21 protein-coding genes are annotated in these 24,691 nt (G+C 64.6%); 18 read left to right on the forward strand and 3 right to left on the reverse strand.

Features of this window, described 5'->3' with window-relative positions; all coding sequences use genetic code 11:
* Positions 1-14: 14 nt before the first annotated feature.
* A complete protein-coding gene (locus QNI11_RS04970) occupies positions 15-1,853 on the reverse strand; it encodes a pilus assembly protein TadG-related protein (RefSeq protein WP_283982551.1) in 1,839 nt (612 codons plus the stop codon).
* A 340-nt stretch (positions 1,854-2,193) separates the two neighbouring features.
* Between QNI11_RS04970 and QNI11_RS04975 the strand changes: the two genes are divergently transcribed.
* From QNI11_RS04975 to QNI11_RS05035, 13 genes are all read left to right on the forward strand, one after another.
* Positions 2,194-3,618, forward strand: a complete 1,425-nt coding sequence (locus tag QNI11_RS04975) for a Glu/Leu/Phe/Val dehydrogenase (protein ID WP_283982553.1) — start codon at positions 2,194-2,196, stop codon at positions 3,616-3,618.
* A 446-nt stretch (positions 3,619-4,064) separates the two neighbouring features.
* A complete protein-coding gene (locus QNI11_RS04980; protein WP_283982554.1) occupies positions 4,065-5,942 on the forward strand; it encodes a Tad domain-containing protein in 1,878 nt (625 codons plus the stop codon).
* A 153-nt stretch (positions 5,943-6,095) separates the two neighbouring features.
* Positions 6,096-8,084, forward strand: coding sequence for a TadE/TadG family type IV pilus assembly protein (locus tag QNI11_RS04985; RefSeq protein ID WP_283982555.1), 1,989 nt, complete (start codon positions 6,096-6,098; stop codon positions 8,082-8,084).
* Complete coding sequence (locus tag QNI11_RS04990; protein ID WP_100927566.1) at positions 8,081-8,632, forward strand: TadE/TadG family type IV pilus assembly protein; 552 nt, start codon at positions 8,081-8,083, stop codon at positions 8,630-8,632. The genes QNI11_RS04985 and QNI11_RS04990 overlap by 4 nt, the downstream gene beginning before the upstream one ends.
* 5 nt (positions 8,633-8,637) lie before the next feature.
* Positions 8,638-9,195, forward strand: coding sequence for a TadE/TadG family type IV pilus assembly protein (locus QNI11_RS04995; protein ID WP_254698326.1), 558 nt, complete (start codon positions 8,638-8,640; stop codon positions 9,193-9,195).
* 195 nt (positions 9,196-9,390) lie between these two features.
* Positions 9,391-10,644 (forward strand): sarcosine oxidase subunit beta family protein, encoded by a 1,254-nt coding sequence (locus QNI11_RS05000; RefSeq protein WP_283982556.1) that lies wholly within the window; start codon positions 9,391-9,393, stop codon positions 10,642-10,644.
* 121 nt (positions 10,645-10,765) lie between these two features.
* Positions 10,766-11,029, forward strand: a complete 264-nt coding sequence (locus QNI11_RS05005) for a sarcosine oxidase subunit delta (protein WP_283982557.1) — start codon at positions 10,766-10,768, stop codon at positions 11,027-11,029.
* On the forward strand, positions 11,019-13,949 hold the full coding sequence (locus tag QNI11_RS05010; protein ID WP_283982558.1) for a sarcosine oxidase subunit alpha family protein: 2,931 nt from the start codon (positions 11,019-11,021) through the stop codon (positions 13,947-13,949). The genes QNI11_RS05005 and QNI11_RS05010 overlap by 11 nt, the downstream gene beginning before the upstream one ends.
* Before the next feature lie 73 nt (positions 13,950-14,022).
* Positions 14,023-14,481 (forward strand): sarcosine oxidase subunit gamma, encoded by a 459-nt coding sequence (locus tag QNI11_RS05015; RefSeq protein ID WP_283982559.1) that lies wholly within the window; start codon positions 14,023-14,025, stop codon positions 14,479-14,481.
* A 33-nt stretch (positions 14,482-14,514) separates the two neighbouring features.
* A complete protein-coding gene (locus QNI11_RS05020; RefSeq protein WP_100927561.1) occupies positions 14,515-14,799 on the forward strand; it encodes a hypothetical protein in 285 nt (94 codons plus the stop codon).
* 87 nt (positions 14,800-14,886) lie between these two features.
* A complete protein-coding gene (gene dnaG, locus QNI11_RS05025; RefSeq protein WP_283982560.1) occupies positions 14,887-16,914 on the forward strand; it encodes a DNA primase in 2,028 nt (675 codons plus the stop codon).
* 118 nt (positions 16,915-17,032) lie between these two features.
* Complete coding sequence (rpoD, locus tag QNI11_RS05030; protein ID WP_100927559.1) at positions 17,033-19,024, forward strand: RNA polymerase sigma factor RpoD; 1,992 nt, start codon at positions 17,033-17,035, stop codon at positions 19,022-19,024.
* Positions 19,025-19,033: 9 nt separating this feature from the next.
* The gene (locus tag QNI11_RS05035; protein WP_283982561.1) at positions 19,034-19,309 is read left to right on the forward strand and encodes an HlyU family transcriptional regulator; all 276 of its coding nucleotides are present in this window, start codon (positions 19,034-19,036) and stop codon (positions 19,307-19,309) included.
* A gap of 124 nt (positions 19,310-19,433) precedes the next feature.
* On the opposite strand, the gene QNI11_RS05040 is transcribed toward QNI11_RS05035, so the two are convergent.
* Positions 19,434-20,105 carry an SDR family oxidoreductase gene (locus QNI11_RS05040; protein ID WP_283982562.1) on the reverse strand — a complete coding sequence of 224 codons (672 nt, stop codon included), beginning with the start codon at positions 20,103-20,105 and terminating at the stop codon, positions 19,434-19,436.
* A 166-nt stretch (positions 20,106-20,271) separates the two neighbouring features.
* On the opposite strand from QNI11_RS05040, the gene QNI11_RS05045 reads away from it, so the two are divergent.
* Positions 20,272-20,523 (forward strand): hypothetical protein, encoded by a 252-nt coding sequence (locus QNI11_RS05045; RefSeq protein ID WP_283982563.1) that lies wholly within the window; start codon positions 20,272-20,274, stop codon positions 20,521-20,523.
* A 60-nt stretch (positions 20,524-20,583) separates the two neighbouring features.
* On the opposite strand, the gene yghX is transcribed toward QNI11_RS05045, so the two are convergent.
* A complete protein-coding gene (yghX, locus tag QNI11_RS05050) occupies positions 20,584-21,489 on the reverse strand; it encodes a YghX family hydrolase (protein WP_283982564.1) in 906 nt (301 codons plus the stop codon).
* Between the two features lie 101 nt (positions 21,490-21,590).
* Here yghX and QNI11_RS05055 point away from each other — a divergent pair, with 101 nt between their 5' ends.
* From QNI11_RS05055 to ribD, 4 genes are all read left to right on the forward strand, one after another.
* Positions 21,591-22,001: a secondary thiamine-phosphate synthase enzyme YjbQ gene (locus QNI11_RS05055; protein WP_100927554.1), complete on the forward strand. Its 411-nt coding sequence runs from the start codon at positions 21,591-21,593 to the stop codon at positions 21,999-22,001.
* 134 nt (positions 22,002-22,135) lie between these two features.
* A complete protein-coding gene (locus QNI11_RS05060) occupies positions 22,136-22,873 on the forward strand; it encodes a DUF1353 domain-containing protein (RefSeq protein ID WP_283982565.1) in 738 nt (245 codons plus the stop codon).
* A 148-nt stretch (positions 22,874-23,021) separates the two neighbouring features.
* Positions 23,022-23,498: a transcriptional regulator NrdR gene (gene nrdR, locus QNI11_RS05065; protein ID WP_100927552.1), complete on the forward strand. Its 477-nt coding sequence runs from the start codon at positions 23,022-23,024 to the stop codon at positions 23,496-23,498.
* The gene (gene ribD / locus QNI11_RS05070) at positions 23,495-24,598 is read left to right on the forward strand and encodes a bifunctional diaminohydroxyphosphoribosylaminopyrimidine deaminase/5-amino-6-(5-phosphoribosylamino)uracil reductase RibD (protein ID WP_373418425.1); all 1,104 of its coding nucleotides are present in this window, start codon (positions 23,495-23,497) and stop codon (positions 24,596-24,598) included. The genes nrdR and ribD overlap by 4 nt, the downstream gene beginning before the upstream one ends.
* Positions 24,599-24,691: the final 93 nt, after the last annotated feature.

The following is a 24,691-nucleotide window of genomic DNA, read 5'->3' on the forward strand; positions in this document are numbered from 1 at the left end:
CACCGGCCGTGGGGTCATTCGGTCAGGCGCAGTTCCACAACCACGTCAGAGATCGAGCGGAAGGTGTCCACCAGCTGGCTGCTGTCCACGTTGTAGTAATGCGATGCGGACGACGCGCAGTTGCGCATGGCGGCCAACCCGGCCTGCGGCGCCTCGACTCCGATGGTGAAGATGGTCACGTCCTGCTGTTTTGCCTTGGCGCAGATCGTCGAGAGGTTGGTGTTGGCCTGCGACGCGTTCACGATGGTTTCCCAAGAGTAATACGCGTTGTAGTAGTCGTTGTAGCTGACCCGGCCATCGACATAGGCCTGCCAGTACCAGGAGTTCGCGTACCAGGTCGTCTTCACGTTGCCGAAAAGCTCCTGCCAGGTCAGACGGACAGGCGGGTAGCTGGTGCAGTCGTCCTCTGCGCCGACGATGCCGTCACCGTCGAGGTCGAGCGTTCCGTAATCCACCCCGAGGACGTTCTCGATCAGCGTTTCCTGTCCCGCGTTGTGGCCCGCGCCCTTGTAGCTGGAGCACTTGGCCTTCGTCGTTTCGGAGTCGCCGCCGACCACCGCCACGCCGTTCACCATCTGCGCGGCCGTTCCGGTCACCCAGCTGTAGGGGCCGTTCTTGTAGCGGTAGGAGCTGGCGTGCGGCCAGAAGAAGACATCGTTCGAGTCGCCGTAGTTGTCCTTGACCCGGATCGAGTAACGGTCGTCGCCCTTGCCGGGCGTGCCGTGATCGTCCACCCAGACGTTCGACAGGGCGGTCGGGTTCAGCATCCATGACTTCAGGTTGTATTCCTGCGTGTTCTCGCCGTCGGTCATGACGACGACGAACTTCATCGTCTGCGTGCCGTAGTCCGAGGGGCGATAACGGGCGGAGGACGGGACGAGCCCGTCGGCCTGCATGTCGCCGATGACAGGGCGGGCCGCGGGGTCGAGCAGGGCGAGACCCCACTTCATCCCGAGGTCGATGGCGGTGTTGCCCTGCGCCTCGAAGCTGTCGATCACGTCCGAGAGGTAGTCGGGATCGGAACTGTGCGGCACGATCGCGAGGTCATTGCCCGCGGCGCACCAGGGGTCTGTCAGGTCAGGTGCATTGCCGTCGAAGGGGTCGAAGTGGGCAAGCTGCTCCAGACCGGAATCGGGGTCGATGGACAGGGAGCTGTAGTCCGACGCGTCGAATATCGCGCAGGAGGAATAGTTGTGCCAGCGGTCGAGGTTGAACCGTTCTGACAGGTCGTCGCCCAGGTTCACCGTCGCGTTGTAGGGGATCAGCGAGACGGTCACGCGGCTGTTGTCGCCGCCTTCGCCCAGCACGGCATGCACGAAGGTCTTTGCGGCTTCCTTCAGATCCTTGATCTTCTGGCCCTGCATGGACCCGGAGACGTCCAGCACCAGCGAGATTTCCAGCGGTGCGGTGGCGTTCTCGGCAGTGGCGGCGCCATGCACATCAAGCTGGTCGATGCCGATCAGGCCGAGGAAATGGGAGTTGATGGTGCCGTTGCCTTCGGCCCGGACACGCTTTGCACCGAGGGAGTCGCCGGTCTGGACGTCGCCCAGCGTGTCCTCCAGCTTCATGGCGCGGAAGTAATCCTCGACCACGGTCTGCGGATCGCGGGTGTTGCTGAGGTTCGCTGCTGCGAGAACGGCGCGGTCGAGCGTATTCTGCACCTGGCTGCGCTTCAGTTCGGCGTGCATCATGTCGATGCCGATGCCGCCGAAGACCATCATGACGAGTGAGCCGGCCAGAGCGACATAGGACATGCTCCCGGACGTGTCGGCCCGGAAGCGGCCCAGCCAGCCTTCCGTCGCAGAGTGCGACATGGCGGGATTGGACGTGTACCTGTATCTCTTCGTCTGCATCACGGGCACCTTGGAAAACGGCCTTGCAGCCGGTGGGAATAGAACAATGTCTGTCCTTTCGGACGCCGTTTTTATGCCGTTCCAAGATGGCTAAATTTGGGCCAATTAAAATGCGATTATCTATACTTTTAAGGGGTTTCGGGGACAAAGCGCCCCTGCCGATGCCGTTGTTTCGCACTGGGCTACGGTGGCGACGCAAGGTAGCGTCACGGTTGTCCTGCATTCGCGTCATAAGTGTGCAAATCTGAATCATCCCGACACAGTCTGGCACGCCACGGGCATTGTGATCCCACCCTGTCTCCCCAATAAGGGGTGAAACGACCATTCCGGGAGAGGCGGCATGACAGCAGAACCGACATTCCGTGAGTCAGTGGATCTCATGTACAACCGCGCCGTGGCGCTGATGGACCTGCCGCCGGGGCTGGAGGAAAAGATCCGCGTCTGCAACGCCACCTATACCGTGCGCTTCGGCGTGCGGCTGCGCGGCAAGATCGAGACCTTCACCGGCTACCGCTCTGTCCATTCGGAGCACATGGAGCCGGTCAAGGGCGGGATAAGGTACGCCTCCACGGTCAATCAGGACGAGGTGGAGGCGCTTGCCGCGCTGATGACCTACAAATGTGCGCTGGTGGAGGCGCCGTTCGGCGGCTCGAAGGGCGGGCTGCGGATCGACCCGCGCCGCTACGACGCCGAAGAGCTGGAGAAGATCACCCGCCGTTTCGCCTATGAACTGATCAAGCGCGACCTGATCAATCCTTCCCAGAACGTGCCTGCGCCGGACATGGGCACGTCGGAGCGCGAGATGGCGTGGATCGCGGATCAATACGCGCGGATGCACACCACCGACATCGACTCCCAGGCCTGCGTGACCGGCAAGCCGCTGTCCGCGGGCGGGATCGAGGGCCGGGTGGAAGCGACCGGGCGCGGTGTCCAGTACGCACTGCGCGAGTTCTTCCGCCATCCCAAGGACCTGGCCACAGCCGGTCTGTCGGGCCGCCTGGCGGGCAAGCGGGTCATCGTGCAGGGCCTCGGCAACGTCGGCTACCATGCCGCGAAGTTCCTGAGAGAGGAAGACGACGCCCTGATCATCGGCATCGTGGAGCACGACGGCGCGCTTTACGATCCCGAAGGCCTGAACGTCGACGCGGTGCACGAATGGATCTGCCGCCACGGTGGTGTCAGCGGCTACCACGAGGCGAACGCCATCGCCGATGGCGAGAAGGTGATGGAAGAGGAGTGCGACATCCTCATCCCCGCCGCTGTCGAGGGTGTGATCAACACCGACAATGCCGAGCGCATCCGTGCGCGTCTGATCATCGAAGCGGCCAACGGGCCGGTGACCGCCGGTGCCGACGACATCCTGCGCCGGCGCGGCGTGGTCATCATCCCCGACCTCTATGCCAACGCGGGCGGGGTCACCGTGTCGTACTTCGAATGGGTCAAGAACCTCTCGCACATCCGCTTCGGCCGCATGCAGAGGCGGCAGGAGGAGGCGCGCCACGCCCTGATCCTCGACGAGCTGGACCGTCTGGATTCGGCGATGGGTTCCACATGGTCCCTGTCGCCGCTGTTTCGCGAGAAATACCTGAGGGGTGCCGACGAGCTGGAACTGGTGCGCTCCGGACTCGATGACACAATGCGGGTGGCCTACCAGTCCATGCAGGAGGTCTGGCACACGCGCGACGACGTCCACGACCTGCGCACGGCGGCCTACATCACCGCAATCGACCGTGTGGCGCGGAGTTACGCGGCGAAGGGCATCTGACAGGGTCTTGAGACATTGCGGGACCGGCGCAGGTCCCGCATCACACATACTGAACCCCGGGCTGGCAGGCCCGGGTCCGGCATGGCTTTGGGCCGTAGGCGCGGGCTGACGGCAAGCGAACGCGCAGACCCCCGTCCTGCGCGCTTTCGTCCGGTTCTTGATTAGAGGCCGGCCGCCGGGCCACCCTCACGGCCCCGCGCTTGCCTGCGATTTCGGGGACCTGCCAGTACTGCTTTCCCATTTTCAAAGGTCGCGGCGCAGGCCCGCCGGATCTCGCCGTTTGTCCCGTGGGCATGGACGACGATCGCGCGCCTTCTTCTAAAATGCGCGGCGAAGTCCGCTTCGGTGCCCCATTCCTGACCGGAGCCTTGACCGAATCTTACCCGAGAACGGGGTCATCACCCGCCGAGGCACAGACTCTGGCAGACGGACAGGAGACCCCGGGCATGAAAAGGCTCACCCACTTCATCGCCGACCTCGCTGGGGACGAGGAAGGCACCATGACCATCTTCTCGACCTTCATGATGGTCCTTATCCTTGCGATCACCGGGGCTTCGGTTGACATCATGTACCAGGAGGCGACCCGGGCGAGCCTTCAGGCGGCGCTCGACCGTGCGGTGCTGGCCGCCGCCGATCTCGACCAGCAGCAGGACCCGGTTGCGGTGGTGAACGATTACGTGACCAAGGCGGGCCTGGCGGAACACCTGACCGACGTCATCGCCACCCCCGGTCTGAACGACCGGACGGTCGCGGCGGATGCGGGCCTGATCCTCGACACCTACTTCCTGCGCATGTCGGGGTGGCAGACGCTGCCGGTGATCGCCGCCTCGACCGCGGAAGAGCGGATCGCCAACGTCGAGATTTCGCTGGTGATGGACATCTCCGGGTCAATGCGCTGGAACAACCGCATCACCAATGCGCGCACCGCCGCCAAGGATTTCGTGTCGAAGGTCCTGACTGAGGACAGCGCCGGCGTCACCACCCTGAACCTGATCCCCTTCGCCGGGCAGGTGAACCCAGGTGACGTGATGTTCGACTACTTCCGGGGCGTGCGGCCGAAGATCCAGCAGGGCAACAACGGCTGGGGCAACGGCGATCAGGACGCTCCGGGCGGCTCGCTGTGCACCAACAATGCGGAGAACGCCGACGAGGGGGCCATCGACCCGTCCTGTACCGAGGGCACCGACACCACGGCCACGGACACTGGCGGTTTCTTTTCGCCCTGGCCCCAGCCGATCGTCAACATCGTCGTCTACTTCGACACCAACGGCGACGACATCTACGACCGGGCGCACAAGATCATCAACTTCCCGGACGGCTCGACCCGCGACATCGACGATATCTACCAGGGTGTCGTGGCGTACCTGATCGACCGCGATCCGCTGCTGATCCACCCGGACCAGTTCCTCGGCATCTCGCTCAAGGGCGGGCAGGAGAAGAACCGATATTTCCAGGTGAAGGGCGACGGCAACGGCCCGTTCAGCGACATCGGCCCGACAAAGAACAACGGCAAGGTCCCGGGCGAGGAGATCGACTATGCCGTCATCGATTTCGCAGCGTGGGCGGCGTCTTACGTGGCGCCCGTGGCGCCGGTCGAGGCGGTCAACGTCAACATGCCCTCGTCCTGCGTGGAGATCTACGACACGGAGTTCACCAACACCGATCTTCCGCAGTCCGACAACTACGTGCCGCACTTCATGTTCTGGCCCTACGTCCGCGAGGTGATGGACTGGGGCTGGTGCCCGGGAGAGGACACGGCGATCCAGTATTACTCCGACGACGCCGCCACGCTGTCCGCCTTCATCGACAACATGCGCATGCACGACGGAACGGGCATCCAGTACGGGCTGAAGTATGCGCTGGCGCTGCTCGATCCCGCGACCGGCAGCGCGGTGACGGAACTCGTGGCCGCCGGGCTGGTCGACAGCCGCTTCCTCGGGCGCCCCATCGCTTGGGAGGACGAGGAGACGGAGAAGTTCATTGTCGTGATGAGCGACGGCGCGGTGACGGACCAGTATCGCCCGCTCGATCCCTTCGCCCCGGTCAACGGCGAGACGGAGCTCGAGACGCAGGGCATCGGGACCTACACGACTGTCTCGACGCAGGGCAACAGCCTCGACAACCTCCACACCCAGTGCCAGCTCGCCCGCGACCTTGGTGTCACCGTCTTCGCCGTCGCTTTCGAGACGACAGATGCGGATGCGGACGAACTGCGGTTGTGCGCCTCGTCAGAGAGCCATTTCTTCCATGTCCAGGGAACGGAGATCATCGACGCCTTCGATACCATCGCGCGTCAGATCAACAATCTGAGGTTGATCCAGTGACTGGTATAGTCGCATCCTATACTAAAGGAATATGGAGTATGTCATCGACCGCCTCAATCTGGTTAACAAACCCTAAAATCGTCGTAAATAGGCCCGATTGCCCGGTCAAGTATTCTCGAAGCCGTGAACACCCTACGCGGTTGGAGAAGACGAATGACACTGCCAAACTGCCTGAATACGCTGCTTCAACGCCTGATCCGCGACGAATCCGGGAATATGACGATCTTCTCGGTCTTCATATTGCTGCTGATCTTTACGGTCACCGGTGCATCGGTGGACATCATGAGGTTTGAGGCCACACGCACCGTCATGCAATCCACGCTGGACCGCGCGGTCCTTGCGGCTGCCGACCTCGACCAGATGCAGGACTCCGAAACGGTTGTCCGCGACTACCTCGAGAAAGCCGGGATCGCCGCGACGCTGGACAGTGTCACGCCCGAGGAAGGCGTCAACTACAGGACCGTCACGGCGTCCGGCAGCACGGACATCAACACATTCTTCCTGCGGATGAGCGGCATCGACACGCTGACGGCGGCGGCCCTCGCCACCGCGGAAGAAAAGATCTCCAACGTGGAAATCTCGCTCGTGCTCGACGTTTCCGGGTCGATGCGCTGGAACAGCCGCATGGACAAGCTGAAGCCGGCGGCCGAGGCTTTCGTCGACAAGGTGATGACCGACGACTCGAACGGCGTGACCACGCTGAACGTCGTGCCCTTTGCGGGGCAGGTGAACCCGGGCGACATCCTGTTCGACTACTTCCGCGGCGAGCGGCCCAAGATCAAGCACGACAACAACGGCTGGGGCAACGGCGACCAGGACGCGCCGGGCGGCTCCTTGTGCAACAACAATGCCGAGAACGCCGACGAAGGCGCGGCTGACCCGTCCTGCACGGATGGCACTACCGACACGACGACGAGCGATTCCACGACCACCGACCCCGTGGTGACCGCCCCGGTGGAGGACTACTTCCCGCCGTGGTCGCACACGATCACCAACGTGGTGCTCTACTTCGACACCGATGGGGACAACATTTATAACGTTGCCCACCGCATCACCTACTTCCCGGACAGCGCGCCGAAGGACATGGATGACTTCTACAAGGGCGCGGTCGCGGCACTGTACTACTATGACGGCAGCCTGACCGATCCCTCCCAGTTCCTCGGGATGTCCATCAAGGGGCCGGGGTCCAAGACGAATTACTTCCAGGTCAAGGGCGACCTCAACGGTCCTGAATCCGACATTGGTCCGACCTTGAACAACACCAAGGATCACAAGCTCCCCGGGTACTCCATGCCCTATTTCTGGGTCGACTGGGCAAGCTTCGAGCCGGAATATGTCTCGCCGAACCCGGAACCGACCCCCGCGCCCGAACCGGACCCGACGACGGACCCCGGCACCGAGACCCCGCCGGCAGAGGAAACCAACGTCAACATGCCGTCCTCCTGCGTCGAGATCTACAGCGACGAGTTCCTGACCACGGCAATGCCGACGTCGACAGACTATGTGCCGCACTTCAACTACTGGGCCTTCGACGAACCGACCATGGACTGGGGCTGGTGCCCGAGCGAGGAGATGGCCATCCAGTACTATTCCGCGGACCGCACCGGCCTGAAGAACTTCATCAACGGCATGCGCCTGCATGATGGTACGGGCCTGCAATACGGGATGAAGTACGGCCTCGCGCTGCTCGATCCGGCCAACCAGCCGGCCCTGTCAGAGCTGATCGCTGCAGGCAAGGTGGACGCCCGCTTCGAAGGCCGCCCGATCGCCTGGGAGGACCCGGAGACCGAGAAGTACATCATCCTGATGACGGACGGCCAGACCACGGACCAGTGGCGCCCCACCGACGCGAAGAACCCGAGGAACGGCGACACCGTTCTGGTCGATCAGGGGGCAGGGAAGTCCTACAACCTCTCGGACGCGCCGACCAACGTCGCCAATCTACATGCGCAGTGCGACCTGGCCAATGCGAAGGGCGTGACGATCTTTGCCATCGCCTTCGAGACAGACACCGCCGCGGCCAATGAGCTCGCCTATTGCGCCTCGTCTGCCAGCCACTTCTTCCACGTCACGGGCGACCAGATCTTCGACACGTTCGACACCATTGCCCGGCAAATCAACAATCTGAGGTTGATCCAATGAATTCGGTTGCCCGGACATCCCGCCTTGGCCGGTTTGCTGGCCGCTTCTGCCGCGAAGAGAACGGCAACTCCACCCTGGAATTCGCCTTCTACTTCTCGATCTTCTTCCTTGTCCTCGCTGCCGGGGTGGAGATCGCCTACATGAACCTGCGTCACGCGATGCTGGAGCGCAGCGTGGACCGGGTGGTCCGCGAGATCCGCCTCTCGACCGGGGAAATCCCGACCTACGAACAGGTGCGCCTGAGCATCTGTGACCAGGCGGTGATCATCGACGACTGCCAGAACAACCTCATGCTCGAGATGGTGGAGGTCGATCCGCGCAACGTCACCATGATGGAGCCGAACCCGGATTGCCGGAATGCGCAGGAAGATCCGCGCCCGGTGCGCAACTTCGTGCACGGCAAGGACAACGACCTGATGCTGATGCGGGCCTGCCTCAAGTACAAGCCCATGATGCCGACCACCGGCTTCGGTAAGGAACTCAATCTGGATACCGAAGGCTACGCGCAGATGATCGTCAATTCCGCCTTCGTGCAGGAACCGAGGTAACCGCCATGACAACGCCGATGCTTCAAAAGCTGCGCCGCTTCGCCGGCAACGAGAATGGCAACGTTACCATAGAGACGCTGATCTGGCTGCCGCTGCTGCTGATGGTGCTGGCCAGCATGTTCTCGCTGCACGATGCCTTCCGTCAGAAAAGCCTGAACACCAAGGCGGCCTACACGATCTCGGACGCCATCTCGCGCGAGACATCGGCCATCGACGGTGCCTACCTCGACGGCATGCTCGACCTGCTGGAGTTCCTGACGCTGTCTGAGGGGCCGTATTCGCTGCGTGTGACGCAGGTGCGCTATGACGCCAACCAGGGCGCCTATATCCGCGACTGGTCGCAGACCCGCGGTGTCTTCAGCGAAATGCGCACCGAGGATCTGGTCAACCTGACCGACCGCCTGCCGACGCTGCTGCACAACGAGCGCGTCATCATGGTCGAAACGGAAACGCAATACGTGCCGCCGTTCGAACTGCCGGTTCTGAACGAGGCCGACCTGTTCTACACCTACGGGTTCACCCGGCCGCGTTTCGCCCCCCAGATCGTCTGGTCGGACGGCTGATGTCGGGCGGGGCGGCGCACAGCCCCGCCCTACCATCGGTTCCGGGACCGGCAGGCCTGTCGCGCGTGCCTGCGAAGGTCGCCAAGGCGCCTTTATCCGGTGGAAAACTCTCGGATTTCTCGCGCGACGCATTGATACTCCCGCCGGGCGCTGCTTGACTGCCGCGACGGTATCCACCGCGGCGGGGAGACAGGCATGGGTTTTTCGGGCTGGCGCATTCTGAAGGAGGGGCTGACCGGCAACCGCGGATGGCGGCCCCACTGGCGCACCCCCGATCCGAAGCCCGAATACGATATCGTCATCATCGGCGGCGGTGGCCATGGCCTGGCCACGGCGTTCTACCTCGCCAAGGAGCACGGGCTGACAAACGTGGCGGTGCTCGAGAAGGGCTATCTCGGCGGGGGCAACGTCGGGCGCAACACCACCATCGTGCGGGCGAACTACGGGCTGCCGGGCAATTCCGAGTTCTATTCCCATTCCCTGAAGCTCTGGGAGGGGATGGAGCAGGAGCTGAACTTCAACACGATGATGAGCCAGCGCGGCGTGCTGAACCTGTGCCATTCCGATGGTCAGCGCGACGCCTTCGCCCGGCGCGGCAACGCCATGCGCAACCAGGGCGATGACGCCGAGCTTCTGACGCGAGAGCAGGTGCGCGAGAAGGTCCCGTTTCTCGATTTCGACAACGCGCGCTTCCCGATCTACGGCGGGCTCTGGCACGGGCGGGGCGGCACCGCGCGCCACGATGCGGTCGCCTGGGGCTATGCCCGGGGCGCAGACATGCGGGGTGTCGACCTGATCCAGAACTGCGAGGTCACGGGCATCGACATCGAGAATGGCCGGGTCCGGGGCGTCCAGACCTCGCGCGGGGCGATCCGGGCGAAAAAGGTCGGTATCGTGGTCGCGGGCCGGTCCTCGCAGGTGGCGGCCATGGCCGGGATGCGCCTGCCGATCGAGAGCCACGTCTTGCAGGCCTTCGTGACCGAGGGGCTGAAGCCCTGCCTCGACCACGTGGTGACCTTCGGCATGGGGCATTTCTACATCTCGCAATCCGACAAGGGAGGGTTGGTGTTCGGCGGCGACCTCGATTTCTACGCCTCCTACGCGGCGCGGGGCAATCTGCCGATGGTCGAGCATGTGATGGAGGCGGGGATGGCGCTGATGCCGATGATCGGCAAGGCGCGGGTCCTGCGGTCATGGGGCGGGATCATGGACATGTCGCCCGACGGCTCGCCGATCATTGACCGGACCGGGGTGGAGGGACTCTTCCTCAATTGCGGCTGGTGTTACGGCGGGTTCAAGGCCGTGCCGGGCTCGGGCTTTTCCTTTGCGCACCTGATCGCGACGGGACGGCACCACGCTCCGGCGGCGGGTTTCCGGCTGGGCCGCTTCGCCACGGGCCGCGGCCTGATGGACGAAGAAGGCACCGGCGCGCAGCACAACCTGCATTGACCGGGATGGAGAGCGTGACCTTGGGTATCGGCAAGACATGGCATGGTTCGGGACGCGCGGCACCGCACGCCCGACCGATGCAACGGCGTCCCGGACGCCTCCTGATCGGGGATATGACCGGATGCGCCTGACTTGTCCGTTGTGCGGCGAACGCGACCGCCGGGAATTCACGTACCAGGGCGCGGCCTCGATGCTGGAGCGTCCCTCCGGGGGTGATCCACAGGCGTGGTCGGACTGGCTTCACCTGCGCGACAACCCGGCCGGGCTGACCCGAGACCTCTGGTACCACGAGGCAGGGTGCACGGCGTGGCTGGTCGTTGAACGTGATACTGTAACGCACGAGATCCATGCCGTCTCGCTGGTGGAGCCTCTGGATGCGGATTGAGGGCAAGGGCCGCGTGAACCGGGACAGGCCGCTCGGGTTTTCCTTCGACGGGCAGGCGTACAGAGGGTTCGAGGGCGATACGCTGGCTTCCGCGCTGATGGCGGAGGACGTGCACCTGCTGGGCCGAAGCTTCAAGTACCACCGCCCGCGCGGACTGTTCACCGACACCTCGGCGGAACCCAATGCGCTGGTGACGGTAGGGCGGGGCGCCGGTGCGGACCCGAACACGCGCGCCACGGCGCAGGAGCTGTTCGAAGGCCTTGATGCGGTGAGCCAGAACCGCTGGCCGTCGCTGTCGCTGGACCTTCTGGCGGTCAACGACCTGTTCGCGCCGTTCCTCGGGGCGGGTTTCTACTACAAGACCTTCATGTGGCCGAAAACGTTTTGGGAGAAGCTCTACGAGCCTGCGATCCGCCGCGCGGCGGGACTGGGGGCGCTGTCGGGGGCGCCCGATCCGGACCGGGCGGAGAAGGCTTTTGCCTTCTGCGACGTGCTTGTGATCGGGGGTGGCCCGGCTGGCCTGATGGCCGCCCGGGCCACAGCCTCCGCCGGGGCGGATGTGATCCTCGCGGACGAGGGTCCCTCCTTCGGGGGGCGGCTTCTGGCGGAGGTCGAGGAGATCGAGGGCCAGCCCGCGCATCTTTGGGCAGAGGCGGAGGTCCGGGCGCTGCAGGACCTGCCGAACGTCCGGCTGATGACGCGTACGACGGTGACGGGCGCCTATGACGGCGGCACCTACGGCGCGGTCGAGCGGGTGTCCTCTCACCTCTCCGAGCCGGGCGACCTGCCGCGCGAATGTTTCTGGCGGATCGCGGCGAAACGCGCCGTGCTGGCGGGCGGCGCGCTGGAGCGGCCCAGCGCGTTCCGCGACAACGACCGGCCCGGCGTGATGCTGGCCTCTGCTCTGCGGGGCTACCTCAACCGCTACGGCACCGTGCCCGGCGGCCGCGTGGCGGTCTTCGGCAACAACGACGACGCGCATCGCACGGCACGCGATCTGGCCGCCGCGGGGCTGCACGTCGTGGCGCTGGTCGATAGCCGCCACGATGCACAGAACCGCGCGGGCGATGTGCCGTTTTATCCGGGATGGCAGGTCTGTGGCACCCATGGCCGCAAGCACCTGACCGGCATCACCCTGCGTGCCCCGGACGGCCGGCGGGACGATCTGCAGGTGGACGCCCTGGGCGTCTCCGGCGGCTGGAACCCGGCGATCCATCTGACCTGCCACACCGGCGCGCGGCCCGTCTGGCGCGACGACATCGTGGCTTTCGTGCCGCCTGCGGCCCATGTTCCGGGACTCAAAGTGGCCGGTGCCGCGAACGGCGCCTTCTCCACGCAGGCCTGCCTTGCCGAAGGCGCGGAGGCCGGGCGCGCCGTCGCCGCCGAGCTGGGCCTGTCGGCCAAGGTGGAGGTCCCCCGGGCCGAGGATGCGCCGTTCTCCATCCGCCGCCTGTGGACCGTGCCGGGAAAGGGGCGCGCCTGGCTCGATCTTCAGAACGACGTGACGGTGAAGGACGTCAGACGCGCCGCCGCGGAAAACTATGCCTCGGTCGAGCACATGAAGCGCTATACGACGCAGGGCATGGCGACAGATCAGGGGAAGTCGTCGAACGTGTCGGCGCTGGCGATCCTTGCCGACGCCACCGGCCGCGATATCCCGGAGACCGGCACGACCACCTTCAGGCCGCCGTATTCCCCCATCGCCATCGCCACGCTTGGCGCGGGCGGAGCGGGCAAGGGACTGGCGCCGCAGCGGTTCACGACATCCCATGACGCGAGCCTCGCCTTGAAGGCACCGATGATCGAGGCCGGGCTCTGGTATCGTCCGTCCTATTTCCCGAAGGAGGGCGAGACCTCGTGGCGTCAGAGTTGCGACCGCGAAGTGCGGATGGTCCGGACCCATGTCGGGGTCTGCGATGTCTCCACGCTTGGCAAGATCGAGCTTCAGGGCGCGGACGTGCCGCGGTTCCTCGACCTCGTCTACACCAACACCTTCTCCTCTCTGGCGCCGGGCCGCACGCGCTATGGCCTGATGCTGCGCGAGGACGGGCACGTGATGGACGACGGCACCACGGCGCGGCTCTCCGACGACCGCTGGCTGATGACCACGACCACCGCCGCTGCGGGGCAGGTCATGCGCCACCTCGACTGGGTGAAACAGGCGTACTGCCAGGGCTGGGACGTGCGCTTCATCTCCGTCACGGAGCATTGGGCGCAGTTCGCCATCGCCGGACCGAAGTCACGGGACCTGCTGAACGGCCTTCTCGATGCGCCGATCGACAACGAGAGCGTGCCGTTCATGGCAAACCGTCCGGTGTCCATAGGCGGGCAGGCGGCGCGCCTTTTCAGGATCACCTTCTCGGGCGAGCATGCCTATGAACTGGCGATCCCCGCCCGCTATGGCGCGGCGCTTTTCGACGAGTTGCTGGCCCGGGCCGAGGCGCTGGACGGCGGGGCCTACGGGATGGAGGCGCTGAACGTCCTGCGGATCGAGAAGGGGCATATCACCCATGCGGAGATCCACGGGCGCACCACCGCTTTCGACATCGGAATGCAGCGGATGATCGCGTCCGGGAAGGACTGCATCGGCAAGGTGCTGGCGGCGCGGCCCGGCCTGATGGAGGACCGTGAGGAGATGGTGGGCCTGCGCCCGGCGGGCGAGGTAAAACTAATCCCGGCGGGCGCGCACCTGTTCGACAGGGAGGCCGATCCGGTCAGGGCCAACGATCAGGGCTACGTCACCTCGACGTGTTTCTCGCCGACCCTGGGCGAGACACGGGCGCTTGGGTTCCTGAGGAACGGCCGCGCCCGGCACGGCGAAACGGTCAAGCTGGTCGATCACCTCCGGGGCGTGACCGCGTTATGCGAAGTGACCGATCCCGTGGCCTTCGACCCGGAAGGAGGGCGCCTGCGTGGTTGACCTGAAAGCCAGATCCCCCGCCGAAGGGCTGCGCCCGCTGAACAGGGGGCGGTTCACCTTGTCGGAGGCACCGATGACTCGTGTCACCGCGCTGATGCCGAAACCGGGTGCGCGCGCGGCGCTGTCGGGGGCGCTGAAGGAAGCGCACGGCTGCAGCTTGCCCGCGCCGAACCGCAGGTCGGGGCCGTGTCTCTGGGCCGGGCGCGACACCTTCTTCCTGTTCGGTGCCGATCCCGCTCCGGATCTGGAGGCTCATGCGGCGGTGACGGACCAGTCCGATGCCTGGGTCATGCTCGACCTGACGGGGGAGGGGGCAGAGGACGTTCTGGCCCGGCTGGTGCCCGTCGACCTGCGCCCGAACGCCTTCCCGGAGGATGCCACGGCGCGGACCCTCTGCGGCCACATGAACGTGCTGATCCATCGCGTGGAAGGCGGCTACAGGGTCATGGCCTTCCGGTCGATGGCCCGGACCCTTTGGCACGAAATTGCCGATGCCATGGCAGGCGTTGCCGCCCGGGGGGAGGCGGGCTAGAACCACTCCAAACTGCCTGCGGAGACGCCCGACATGCGCAAAGCGCTTTATGCCCTTCTTTTCGCCATCGCTGCCACACCCGTCGTGGCGCAGGGCGATCTCGAAAAATGTGCGCAGACCGAAGCCTGGTTCAAGCTGGCCGTGGACAGCCGTGTCAATGGCCGGTCCAAGGCCGACGTGCGCACGGCCCTGCGCGCCGAGATGGAGCGCAAGGCCGCCGACCAGCTTGCCGATTTCGTGTTCACGCTGCCTGCCAATATGCTGACCCCGGCGGTCGGTCAGGCGGCGCGCGAACAGTGCGAGCTTCTGGACAAGTAAGACCGGACACCACTTCCGGCCGCCGGTGTCATGATCGCTGTCATGGCACCTTGAGAATCGCCCCGCCGCCGGAGGATACTGCCTCGCATGAGTCTGCCGACCGGTTTCCTCGATGAAATCCGCAACCGCCTGAGCCTTGCCGATGTGGTGGGGCGAAAGGTGCTGTGGGACAAGCGCAAGTCGCAACCCGGCAAGGGCGACTTGTGGGCACCGTGCCCGTTCCACCATGAAAAGACCGCCTCTTTCCATGTCGATGACCGGAAAGGGTATTACTACTGTTTCGGCTGTCACGAGAAGGGCGACGCCATCTCCTTCGTGCAGAAGACGGAGAACGTGGGCTTCATGGAGGCGATCGAGATTCTCGCCACCGAGGCGGGGATGGAGATGCCCGCCCGCGACCCGCAGGCCAAGCAGAAAGCCGACCGCCGCACCGTGCTGGGCGAGGTCATGGAGCAGGCGGTTCAGTTCTTCCGGCTCCAGCTGAAGACACAGGCGGCCACCGACGCCCGCGCGTATCTATCGAGGCGCGGGCTGGATACAGGCGCGCAGGAGCGGTTCGAGATCGGTTTCGCGCCCGCCGGCTGGGACAACCTGCGACTGGCGCTCACCGGCAAGGGCGTGTCCGTCGAGCACCTCGTGGCCTGCGGCCTCTCGAAGACGTCCGACAAGGGGCGCGAGCCCTACGATGTCTTCCGCAACCGCATCATGTTCCCGATCCGCGACGCCCGTGGGCGGTGCATCGCCTTTGGCGGTCGGGCGATGGACCCGGACGACAACGCCAAGTATTTGAACTCGCCCGAGACAGAACTGTTCGACAAGTCCCGCAACCTCTACAACCTGCGCTCCGCGCGGGAGGCGACGGGCAGGGGGCAACCGCTGATCGTGGCCGAGGGCTACATGGACGTGATCGCGCTCAGCGAGGCGGGTTTCCAGGGCTCTGTCGCGCCTCTGGGCACCGCGGTCACCGAGAACCAGCTTCACGCGATGTGGCGCCTGTCGCCAGAGCCGATCATCGCGCTCGACGGGGACAAGGCCGGACTGCGCGCGGCTTACCGCGTGATCGACATTGCCTTGCCGCTGCTGGAGGCGGGCAAGGGACTGCGCTTTGCCCTCATGCCCGATGGCAAGGACCCGGACGATCTGATCCGCTCGGACGGGCCGGAGGCGGTGCGGACCTGCCTCGACGCGGCGCTGCCGATGGTCGATCTGCTTTGGCAGCAGGAGACGGAGGGCCGCACCTTTGACAGCCCGGAACGCCGGGCCGCACTGGACAAGGCGCTGCGCGAAAGGTTGCAGAAGATCAAGGACCCCTCCCTGCGCCGCCACTATGGCGAGGCGGTGCGGGAGCTTCTGGACAAGCTCTACAACCGGGCAGGCGCGCAGCCTGCCGCGCCCTGGAGCAATGGCAACGGCGGCGGATTTTCCGGCGGCTACTCAGGTGAATTCAAAGGCGGGTTCTCCGGCAAGGGGAAGGGCGCGCGGGGCCGCCGCAAGTGGAACGCGCCCGAACCGCCCAGCCCGACGGCCAAGGCCTCCATGCTGGTTTCAGGCGGCGAGGATGCCGAAGTCGTCATGCGGCAGGAGATCGTTCTGGCCATTCTCTACCGTCATCCTACCCTTGTAGAGGCGTTCGACGGCCAGCTGGAGAATCTTGCACCCCGCGACCCCGATCTTGCCGCGCTGAAGGACGTGCTGCTCGACATGGCCGACCGTCCGGACGACCTTGCCGAGGCGGCGATGGAAAGGATCGGCTCCGAGTGGCTTGAAACCCTGCTCGCCGCGCGCCATATCGCGGTGGTTCCATGTATCCGTGCCCAAGGTGCAAAGGACCTCGCGCGGATGACCGTGGCGGAGGAGCTGGCGAAGCTTGAAGCGTACCATGGCTGGAAGGCCGAACTGAGAGAGGCGGAGGAGGACCTCGACGATCTGGCCGACGAAGCCCTGACATGGCGTCTTGCAGAGGCGGCGCGGGCGCGTTCAGCGATCGGCCGGCTGAAAGACGACAACGAGGTGGACTTCGAAATCGGGCCGAATGGCGCCCATATCGACCGGGAAGAAAAGAGCGCCCTTGATTCGCTTCTCGCGACGATTCGATTCGAAAAAGGGCGTGGATGACGTCACTTCGGTGAGAAAAAGGTAAAGAAATAAGGGTAGACGGGTTCCCGAATCACTCAAAGACGCTATTGAGTCGGTCAATCAGTGATTCGTCCTCCCCTTCGATCAGGAGAGCCGCATGGCAGCCAAGGACAACGAAGACGCCAAATCCGACGACCAGGAAGAAGAGATCAGCCTCGACATGTCGCAGGCTGCGGTCAAGAAGATGATCGCCGAAGCGCGCGAGCGTGGATACATCACCTACGACCAGCTCAACCAGGTTCTGCCGCCGGATCAGGTGTCCTCGGACCAGATCGAGGACGTCATGTCGATGCTCTCGGAAATGGGCATCCAGGTGACCGAGGACGACGAGGAAGCCGAGGAAGACGAGTCCGGCAAGGGCTCGACCGATCTTGTCGAAGCCAAGCGCGGTGGCGAGGTCGCGCTGGGATCCGGCACGACCGAAAAGCTCGACCGCACGGACGACCCGGTGCGCATGTACCTGCGCGAGATGGGCAGCGTCGAACTGCTGTCGCGCGAGGGCGAGATCGCCATCGCCAAGCGGATCGAGGCTGGTCGCAACACGATGATCCTCGGGCTCTGCGAAAGCCCGCTGACGTTCCAGGCGATCACCATCTGGCGCGAGGAACTTCTGTCCGAAGACATCCTTCTGCGTGATGTGATCGACCTCGAGACCACCTTCTCCGGCCAGATGGGCGAGGACGGTGAACTGGACGAACCCGTGGTGGATGCGTCCAACGTCGAGACGGGCACACAGCAGAAATCGGACGAGCCGGAATACGACGCCGACGGCAACCCGATCAGCCGCGACGATGACGAGGACGACGACGAGCAGGCCAACATGTCGCTCGCCGCGATGGAGACGGCGCTGAAGCCGCGCGTTCTCGAAACCCTCGACCGCATCGCCCGCGACTACGAGCAACTGGCCGAAATGCAGGACAGCCGGATCTCGGCTACCCTGAACGAGGACGGCTCCTTCGACTCCGACGACGAGGCAACCTACCAGAAGCTCCGCGGCGAGATCGTCGAACTGGTGAACGGCCTTCACCTGCACAACAACCGCATCGAAGCATTGATCGACCAGCTTTACGGCATCAACAAGCGCATCATGTCCATCGACTCCGCCATGGTGAAGCTGGCCGACCAGGCCCGCATCAACCGTCGCGAATTCGTGGACGAGTATCGCGGTCACGAGCTCGACCCGAACTGGCTTGAGCGCATGGCCGAGAAGTCCGGGCGCGGCTGGCAGATGTTCATCGAGCGCTCCGCCGACAAGGTGGAGGAGCTGCGCACCGACATGGCGCAGGTCGGTCAGTACGTGGGGCTGGATATCTCTGAATTCCGCCGCATCGTGAACCAGGTTCAGAAGGGCGAGAAAGAGGCCCGGCAGGCCAAGAAGGAAATGGTCGAGGCGAACCTGCGTCTCGTGATCTCCATCGCCAAGAAATACACGAACCGTGGCCTGCAGTTCCTCGACCTCATCCAGGAAGGCAACATCGGCCTGATGAAGGCCGTGGACAAGTTCGAGTATCGCCGCGGCTACAAGTTCTCGACCTACGCGACATGGTGGATCCGTCAGGCCATCACCCGGTCTATCGCCGACCAGGCCCGCACGATCCGTATTCCGGTCCACATGATCGAGACGATCAACAAGCTGGTCCGCACCGGCCGCCAGATGCTGCACGAGATCGGCCGCGAACCGACCCCGGAAGAGCTGGCCGAAAAGCTGCAGATGCCGCTCGAGAAGGTCCGCAAGGTGATGAAGATCGCCAAGGAGCCGATATCTCTCGAAACGCCCATCGGCGACGAGGAAGACAGCCAGCTTGGCGATTTCATCGAGGACAAGAACGCGATCCTGCCGCTGGATTCCGCCATTCAGGAAAACCTGAAGGAGACCACGACCCGCGTGCTGTCGTCCCTCACCCCGCGCGAGGAGCGGGTTCTGCGGATGCGCTTCGGCATCGGCATGAACACCGACCACACGCTGGAAGAAGTCGGCCAGCAGTTCAGCGTGACCCGCGAACGTATCCGCCAGATCGAGGCGAAGGCGCTGCGCAAGCTCAAGCACCCGTCGCGGTCGCGCAAGCTGCGCTCCTTCCTCGACCAGTAAGGCGCGGTCATGTCCATCTGGAAGAAACTCTTCGGCGGCGGTGAGGCTCCAAAGCCCGCCGCCGAAGCCATTGACTACGAAGGCTTTCGCATCATCCCTCAGCCGATGTCGGAAGATGGCGGTTTCCGCATCTGCGCGATCATCGAGGCGGATGTGGACGGCGAAACCAGAACGCATCGCCTGATCCGCGCAGACGTCATTCGCGACGCTGACGAGGCGCGCGAAGCCTCCGTCGCCAAGGCAAAGCAGATGATCGATCAGCAGGGCGCCCGGATCTTTTCCTGACGCCCGGGGCTGTCCGGACAGCCCACTGAGTTGCATAGCAAGTTGTGCCCTCGCATCATGGGCCGCCACAAAAAAGACGCGCCCGTTATCGGGCGCGTCTTTCGTTTTGAGGAGTGCCTCGGGATCAGCCTGTCGGCATCACGAAGACTTCCTGCACGCAGGCGCGCGGATCGGCTTCCAGTGCGAAGACCACCGCGTCGGCAATGTCCTCCGGCTTCAGCTTGTCCGGCTTCGCCTCGTCGAAGAACGGCGTATCCACCATGCCCGGTGCGATCACGGTGCAGCGGCCGCCCCATTCGCGCATTTCCTCGGCGAGGTTGCCGCCGTAGCCATGCACGAACCACTTCGACGCGCCATAGACCGATCCCTTGATGTGCGTCCGACCGGCGGCGGAACCGGTCAGCAGCATGTGGCCCTTGCTGGACTTCAGCGCCGGCATCGCCGCCTTGACGGTCCACAGCAGACCCAGCACGTTCAGTTGCACCAGCGTTTCCCACTCATCCGGGTCGCCCTTCTCCGTCCCCGCGGCGGAGAGACCCGTCCCCGCGTTGGCGAAGGCCGCGTTCAGGCCGCCGAAGCGGTCCACCAGCTTGCCGATTGCCGCGCGCTGTTCCTCAAGCGAGGTCGCATCGCCCACCAGGGGAAGTGCGGCATCCCCGAGCTCATCCGCCAGTGCCGAAAGCTTGTCCTCGGAACGGGCGAACAGCCCGACCGACCAGCCGCGCTCCACCGCAGCCCGCGCCGTTGCGGCCCCGATCCCCGAAGAGGCGCCGGTGATGAAAAGTGTCTTGCTCATGTCTTGTGTCCTTTCGTCTTTCATCGGATCAACGTGTGCGCCGCCGCAGGTTTCCATGCGATGCGATTGAAAAATCCGGGAATTCTTTGCTTCGAATGCAAACCTTTAGCGTAGCGGGAACCATTTCCGGCGTCTCCTAGTTATCAACACGAAGGAGAGCAAAGAGATGAACAAGCTGCCAGTTTACCTGTTCGCCCTGACCGCAAGTGCCACGGCCGCCTTCGCCGCGACCGAGTTTCTTGCACCCGTCGAGCCGGAAGTGATCGAGATCGAAGTGTCCCCCGACGAACTCGCCCGCTGCCAGGAAACGCTCGCGCAAGTGGCGCAGATGCCCATCGTGTCGGACAGCGGTCGTCCGCTTCCGGCCTCCTCAGCCGATGGTCTTCCCAGCGTGGCCTGCGTGGTCCGGGACGTCTGATTGCCCCTTTGGCGGGCGCGCCACCTCCCGGCGCGTCCGCTTTTCGCTTTCAGTACTTTTTCAGCTCAGGTGCTCGTTGAAGAAGGCGAGCGTTCTTTCCCACGCCAGTTCCGCAGCCGCCTCGTCGTAACGCGGCGTTGAATCGTTGTGGAAGCCGTGGTTGACCCCCGGATAAATGTGCGCCGTGTAGGTCTTGCCGTGCTCCTTGAGCGCCGCCTCGTACTCCGGCCAGCCTTCGTTGATGCGTTCGTCCAGCTCGGCATAGTGCAGCAGGAGCGGCGCTTCGATCTTCGGCACGTCCGCCGCACTCGCCTGACGACCGTAGAACGGCACCGATGCGTTCAGTTCGGGATAGGCGACCGCCAGCGCATTGCACACCCCGCCGCCATAGCAGAACCCCACGCAACCGACTTTGCCCGTTGTGGCCTCATGCGCGGCAAGCCATTCGTAGGCCGCGAAGAAATCGTTCATCAGCTTGGTGCTGTCGACCGTCTGCTGCAGCTCTCGCCCCTCTGCGTCATTGCCGGGGTAGCCGCCGACAGAGGTCAGACCGTCCGGCGCAAGCGCGATGAACCCGGCCTTTGCCACACGGCGCGCGACGTCCTCGATATAGGGGTTCAGGCCGCGGTTCTCGTGAATGACGACGACCGCAGGCAGCGGACCTTCGGCTCCGGCCGGGGTCACGAGGTAGCCGCGCACCTCGCCGTGCCCGTTGGGGGAAGGGTACATCACGTATTCCGGCAGAATGTCGGGGTCGTTGAAACTGACCTGTTCCGCCAGCGCATAATTCGGAGAAAGCATGTTCAGCAGGGCAGCGGCTGTCAGACCGCCCACCGCGAACCGGGCCGCACCATCGAGGAATTCCCGTTTCGAGATCTTCCCGTGTGCGTAGAAATCGTAAAGATCCAGCAGTTCCTGGTCGAAATCCTCGGCGGTCATCCGGCGCGGCGGCGTATGATCGTTCATTCTTCCTCTCCCTTGTGGCCCCACGTCCATTGCCGTTGCGGCGCGTTCACGTGGATGCAAGGAAGGTTAGGACGACTCGTTCAGAACCACAGAGACAATCAGTGCAGACAACCTTCACGATTTCGACAACCGGCCCCGGCCTCTACGAATTCACCCGCGACGTGACGCGTTGGGCCGGGCAGGGGGGCGATGGCCTGCTGACGCTGTTCGTCCGGCACACCTCGGCCTCCCTGCTGATTCAGGAGAATGCCGACCCGGAGGTGCAGACGGATCTGCGTGCCTTCTTTGACCGGCTCGTGCCACCCAGCACGCATCCCTCGATGGCCTACCTGACCCACACCTACGAAGGTCCCGACGACATGCCCGCGCACATCAAGGCGGCGCTGATGCCCGTGTCCCTGACGATCCCGGTCACGCAGGGGCGGCTCGCGCTGGGAACGTGGCAGGGGATCTACCTGTTCGAGCACAGGTCGGCACCGCATCAACGCCAAGTGGCCGCACACCTGGGCTGAGGGATGCCTGTAACCGGAGCCCGTTTTAAATACGGGGCACGCGGGCGCCTTGATCGTCAAAGCCGCATCGCATCCCTCGCCACGCTCTGCTAGCGTATCGTTCGACCCTTTTTCGGAACCAGTCACAGCCCCTCATGCCTCGCTCCCGCCGTCTTTTCCTTGCCCTCGCCACAGTGGCGGCCATCGGCATTGCTGGTGCGGTGATCGGCTTGCCGGAGATCATCGCGCGCCGGGCAGCGCAGGTCGCCCAGACCTGTCTCGACCTTGCGGATCGCGAAACGCGCTGCCGGTTCATCGGCGGGCCGCTGGAGATGCAGGGGCAGCCCGTCTTCATGGAGGGTTTCAACCAGGCCTTCTTGCCCACCCGGGACGAGATCGAGTTCATCGACGCCAGCGGCGAGACATGGACCGCACCCCGGCAGACACTGACCGACGGTGCCACGATCCCGCCGATTTTCGCGCCGCTCATCGGGGACCGGCAAAGTCGCGAATACCTCATGGCGGCGGCGCTGCACGATGCCTATTGCGGTGTCGGCAACGATGCCCTGCCGACGTGGCGCACCCGCGCTTGGCAGGACGTGCACCGCATGTTCTACGAGGCGCTACTGGTCAACGGAACGCCACCGCAGAAGGCGAAGATCATGTTCGCGGCGGTTTATCTGGGCGGTCCGCGCTGGGACGATCCGGCGCGCGATCTGTCCGAGGTGCCGGAAGAGGCGCTGCAGAAGGAGATGGCGTGGTGCCTCGAATGGATCGAACAGACCGACCCGGACGTGGAGGCCATCGCCGCATGGATGACGAAGCGGGAGGCCGATCTGAAGGCGGGAAAACAGGTCCGGCCCGCCGTTCTTGGCGCTCCTGCCAGTGAATGACACCTTCGCGTTGCGCAAACACAGCACCATCTGGGGGGAAGATTATTTCTCTACCCAAAACTTGGGCGCCGTCCTATAGTGACTGTGGATAATTGGGGAACAACCCCATGACCGAGGCAGGAACATTGAGAAACGAGGGGACAGGCCGATGCGCTGCCCGTTTTGCGGAAATATCGACACCCAAGTGAAGGACTCCCGGCCGGCCGAAGACCACGTGTCGATCCGCCGCCGTCGCTTCTGCCCCGCCTGCGGCGGGCGTTTCACCACCTACGAGCGTGTGCAGCTGCGTGACCTCGTGGTCATCAAGTCCAACGGACGACGCGAGGATTTCGACCGCGACAAGCTGGAACGCTCGATCCGGATCGCCCTCCAGAAACGCCCGATAGAGCCGGAGCGCATCGACCAGATGATTTCCGGGATCGTGCGGCGGCTGGAAAGCATGGGCGAAACTGACATCCCTTCCAAGATGATCGGCGAGATCGTGATGGAGACGCTGGCCCGTATCGACACCGTGGCCTACGTCCGGTTTGCCAGCGTTTACAAGAACTTCCAGGCGGCGGACGACTTCGACAAGTTCGTCTCCGAGCTGCGGCCCGACCCGAACCTGCCGCCGCCGGCCAAGTGACGGCCTCCGACGCGCGCTTCATGGCCCAGGCTCTGGCCTTGGGCCGCCGCGGCATGGGCCAGACTTGGCCCAACCCAGCCGTCGGCTGCCTGATCGTGCGCAAGGGCCGCGTCGTCGGGCGGGGCTGGACGCAGCCTTCGGGCCGCCCGCACGCAGAAACGCAGGCGCTGGCCATGGCCGGGGAGGCCGCCCGCGGCGCAACGGCCTATGTCACACTCGAACCCTGCGCGCATCACGGCAAGACACCACCCTGCACGGACGCGCTGATTGCGGCCGGTGTCGCACGGGTGGTTGCTCCGATCGCTGACAGCGACCCGAGGGTCGCGGGGCAAGGGTTTGAAAAGCTGCGGCAAAACGGTATCGAGGTACGCACCGGGGTTCTGGCTCAGGAAGCGATGCAGGACCACGCCGGTTTCTTCCTGCGGGTCGAGCACGGGCGCCCCTGGCTGACGCTGAAACTGGCCATGAGCGTCGACGGGCGGATCGCCACGGCGACCGGCGAAAGCCAGTGGATCACCGGACCGGAGGCGCGCCATGCGGTGCATGCCCTGCGCGCCAGTCATGACGCCGTGCTGGTCGGGGGAGGGACGGCCCGCGCCGACAATCCGCGCCTCACCGTCCGGGGCTTTGACCGCAGCCAGCCTCCGGTCCGCATCGTGGCGTCGCGCCACCTCGACCTGCCGCTGCTCAGCGACCTTGCCCGCACCGCAAAGGACGTTCCCGTCTGGCTCTGCCACGGGGCGGATGCGCGCGGTGACCTGCTGACCGCCTGGCAAGGCATCGGGGCGCGCCTGCTCACCGTGCCGCTTGCGGGCGGGCGGCTGGATGCCGCGGCGTTGCTGAAGACTTTGGGGCAGGAAGGGCTGACACGGGTCTTCTGCGAGGGTGGCGGCCAACTGGCCGCATCGCTTCTGGCGCAGGACCTCGTGGACGAACTTCACGTGTTCACCGCGGGCCTGGCGCTGGGTGCCGAAGGCCATCCGGGCATAGGCGCGCTGGGCGTCGACAGGCTCCGCGAAGCGCCCCGTTTCACCCTTGTGGATGTTTGCCCACGAGGGGGGGACGTCCAGCACGTCTGGAGGCGGGGTTCCGCGACGTAAAAGTGCTTTGTCGCCAGATGTTTATATGATCGGCGAACCTATCCGAAAGCATATCAAAATCTGTGGACAACTCTGAAAATAACTATTTCTCAG

Source organism: Sagittula sp. MA-2 (assembly GCF_030126985.1).
Lineage (GTDB): Bacteria > Pseudomonadota > Alphaproteobacteria > Rhodobacterales > Rhodobacteraceae > Sagittula.